Here is a 3,962-nt window from a genome sequence, read left to right on the forward strand (position 1 = left end):
CCAGCGTTCCATACTGTACTTAAGTACGAGAGTCTTTGGGAAATATGGATCGCTGCCAGCTCACTCACACATGATCTAACAACTTCTTTTTCTAACTAACAATTTTAAACTAACAGTAGCAACTCTATATTTTTATGTAAGTTAATCTTCGATATTTCTACCCATTGCTCCATTTACATCAGAAATAAAATCTGCTTTTGTAACAATAATAACTTCATCCTTTTCCCTGAGTTTAGGGTCTTTTTCCGTAAGGATAAAGTCATTCTTTCGGTAGACACCAACAAATGAACTATCTTCTGGTAATGTTATTTCAGATAATCTTTTATCAATAACACTTTCAGTTACCACAATCCCCATAAATCTTACATCGGAACGTACCAGGTTACTCAGCTCTATGGTGTTAATACCTCTAAGTACATCTGCTATATATCTGGATGAAATGCTTGAAGGGTTTATCACATAATAAAATCCAAGTTTGTTGGCAACATCCATGAATTGTTTATCTTCTATCTTCAGGATGATCTTACCGACCTTTGAGTCTCTTGCTATCAACCCAATAAGGATATTGTTCTGGTCATTACTGGTACATGCAACAATTGCATCTGCACTTGGAAGGTCTGCCTTTTCCAAAATATCTGGCCTTGTACCTTCCGCATTAATCACAGTACAATCCAGAGTTTCAGCAAGCTCTTTAGCTATTGCTTCATCCTTTTCGATAAGTATGACTTCTTTTCCCTGGTCTATCATGTTCTTCGTCAGGTAGATTCCCAGTGAGCCAGCACCCACAACGATAACTCTCATGTTTTCACAATCCTCTTATTGTTCTTTTTTCTTTTAATCCATGTTCCCGGCATGAACAACAATATCAATGGTACAATTTCAATTCTGCCAAACAACATATCTATAATAAGCACTGCTTTTAGCACTGCTGGCATTGCAGCATTGGTTACTCCTGCAGAAAGTCCGACAGTGCTCAGAGCACTTGATGCTTCAAAAACAGAACTGCTGGTATCAAAGCCATAAAGCATGAATATGAACGATGAAGCTACAAGTATCAGCGTGTAAAGCAGCATGAATGTCACTAGATTGTATATCTCTTCGCTTTGAATCACATGTTCTTCTATCTTCATAGGAGTGATAGTTTCTCTTGGGAGGAACAATCTGAGAAGCACGTTATGTACGACCTTAAAAAGCAAAAGCACTCTGAAAACCTTAATCCCTCCAGCAGTTGATCCCATACTCCCACCAATCCACATTATGAATATCAGCACTGCTTTTGATGCTTCAGAAAGAATGGACAGGTCAAAAGTTGAAAACCCAGCAGTTGTGATTGCAGATATGATCTGGAATAGATTGTCTTTTATAATTGCGTATCCAAAGCTTTCTTTTGATAACGTAAAAGCAAATACAAGTGAGCTAAACACGATTAGTGCCAGGAATAATTTAAGTTCCTTGTTCCTGATAAACTTCTCAGGTTTTTCCAACAGATATGGGTACAGTACAAAACTGATAGCTCCAAGAAGACATGATATGCTAATAGCAGCAGGTATCAGATCTCCTTGATATGCACCAATGCTGGCAGTTTGTGTTGAGAAACCTCCGGTTGATACGCAGCAGAAAGCATGACATATTGAATCAAAAAACGACATTCCACTTAGAAGTAGTAATATTATTGAGACTAACGTGATGATAATGTATACTTTGCCAAGGGTGCGTGTGGTTGCTACAACTGTCGGTTTTATCTTCATGTCCCCGTAGTTGGCTTTGTATATCCTATATGCTGTAGTTCCAGGACTTATGAGGACAGAAAGAACTACAAGAATTATTCCAATTCCTCCAACCCATTGTCCCCAGGAGCGTGCAAAAAGGAAAACAGGTCCTGCATCTGTAGGAGCAACGCTGAGTCCGGTCGTTGTAACTGCAGATACGCTTTCAAAATAAGCATCAAACAACGGCATACCTGTTGACAGTGACATAGGTATGGAACTTAAGAATGCAGATATCGGAAAGACCAGAGCCACAATAATGAGTGCTTCCTTTGTTTCAAGGTCATAATCAGGTAAAGTCCTGTAAATAAAAGATCCCACTATGAAAATAGTGGCTGCACTACCCCCATAATATGCAGCTGCTTCTAAATTATGAAATATTATAGCAACAAGCATCGGAACTACAAGGACGAATGAAAAAGCTATGAGATAATATCCCATGTACTTAGCTACAGCCTTGATGTCAACAGGGGTATGCAGTTCGTACATATAGTATAATGATGTCTGAATCATTATAAATTATATAGTAAGTTCTGAATTACTTCTATTCAATTTCTGGTTTATTATTTCAAACCCCTTCTCAGAGGAAGCTTAAATATATCTTAACCTCATCTAGAAGCTCATGTCACAATTCGATATAACACATAAGGATGCAGCAGGGCGCATCGGTAAACTGACAACGCCACATGGGGTGGTGGAAACTCCTACTGTGATGCCTGTTATAAATCCAAATATTCAGACCATAAAACCTTCAGAAATGAAGGAGTTTGGTGCTGAGATCCTTATCACAAATTCTTATATTATCTACCGTAAAGACGAGTTAAGGGAAAAAGCTCTCAAAGACGGTTTACATGCATTACTCGATTACGATGGACCGATAATGACTGATTCCGGTTCATTCCAGCTTTCAGTTTACGGTGAAGTGGAAGTAACAAATGAGGAGATCATTGATTTCCAGCAAAGAATAGGAACTGACATCGGTGTTCCTCTGGATATTCCTACCCATCCTGATGTCACTTATGAGAAAGCAAAGGAAGATATGGACATCACAATAGAGCGCCTCAAGGAGGCAAGAGGACTTGTAAAAGAAGGTGGCATGCTTCTTGCAGGGCCGGTACAGGGCGCCACTTACAAAGATCTCCGTGAAGAATGTGCACGTGAACTTTCAGATGTTGGGTTTGATGTTTATCCATTCGGTGCTGTAGTTCCACTTATGGAATCTTACCGTTATGCTGATCTTGTGGATGTAATCGCTTCAGCCAAAAAAGGTCTGGACCCTGTAGCACCAGTCCACTTATTCGGTGCCGGTCACCCAATGATGTTCGCACTTGCTGTAGCACTGGGATGCGACCTCTTCGACTCTGCGGCCTATGCACTTTATGCAAAGGACAGACGCTACATCACCGCAAGAGGCACTTATCATGTAGATAAACTGAAGCATCTCCCATGTTCCTGCCCTGTGTGTATGGCTCACACAGCGGAAGAACTGAAAAAAGCACACAACTGCACTGAACTTCTTGCAAGGCACAACCTCTATGTTACATTTGAGGAAATGCGTGAGGTAAAGCAGTCTATCTGGGAAGGCAACCTTCTGGAACTAGTTGAACAACGTTGCCGTTCACACCCAAGGATGCTGGAAGCTCTGAAGCAAATGACTAATTATTCCTCATGGCTGGAAGAGTGTGATCCATCTTCTAAATCCACTTTCTTCTACTGCGGACCGGAATCTGCAAAGAGGCCTGAGGTTCTTCGTTTCAACAAACAACTTGAAAGGCTCACAATAAAAGGTTCAGTGCTCATAAGAGCATATCCCACAAAAAAAGACAAGGAATACGATACTGTCATGATGTTCAAACCGCCATTCGGCTCTTATCCACAGGATCTGGCAGAGGTTTATCCATTTAATGCAGAGGTAGTAAGAACACCTGATTATGAAGCACTTGAAATTGCATATAAGAACACCATCAAGCTTGTGGAAATGAATCCTGAGGCAACCTATACCTTCTTTATGAAAGAAAGTTTTGAACATCCTTTGGTAGAGAAACTTGATGTAATGGATAATGTTACAGTTGTTCCGCCAAAAAGCAATTAATTTTAAACCTTTAACTCAAAAGCGAGAAGTCCCCTTCCTCGGAACGTAGCGACAGGTAGGGGATGAAAGCGTCATAAACCAATCAAAAAACAGTATCAAACACT

General features: G+C 40.2%; 3 protein-coding genes. 1 reads left to right on the forward strand and 2 read right to left on the reverse strand.

The annotated features are described in order from the left end of the window. Nucleotides 1–141: 141 nt before the first annotated feature. A complete protein-coding gene (locus J2746_RS14545) occupies nt 142–801 on the reverse strand; it encodes a potassium channel family protein (RefSeq protein WP_209622790.1) in 660 nt (219 codons plus the stop codon). Further along, entirely contained in the window at nt 798–2,255 is a 1,458-nt protein-coding gene (locus tag J2746_RS14550) for a TrkH family potassium uptake protein (protein ID WP_209622793.1), read from the reverse strand. Before J2746_RS14550 ends, J2746_RS14545 begins: the two co-directional genes overlap by 4 nt. A gap of 133 nt (nt 2,256–2,388) precedes the next feature. Between J2746_RS14550 and tgtA the strand changes: the two genes are divergently transcribed. Beyond that, nucleotides 2,389–3,858: a tRNA guanosine(15) transglycosylase TgtA gene (gene tgtA, locus J2746_RS14555; protein ID WP_209622796.1), complete on the forward strand. Its 1,470-nt coding sequence runs from the start codon at nt 2,389–2,391 to the stop codon at nt 3,856–3,858. The last annotated feature ends 104 nt before the right edge of the window (nt 3,859–3,962 follow it).

The sequence above is a fragment of the Methanolobus bombayensis genome, assembly GCF_017873415.1.
GTDB classification, from domain to species: Archaea; Halobacteriota; Methanosarcinia; order Methanosarcinales; family Methanosarcinaceae; genus Methanolobus; species Methanolobus bombayensis.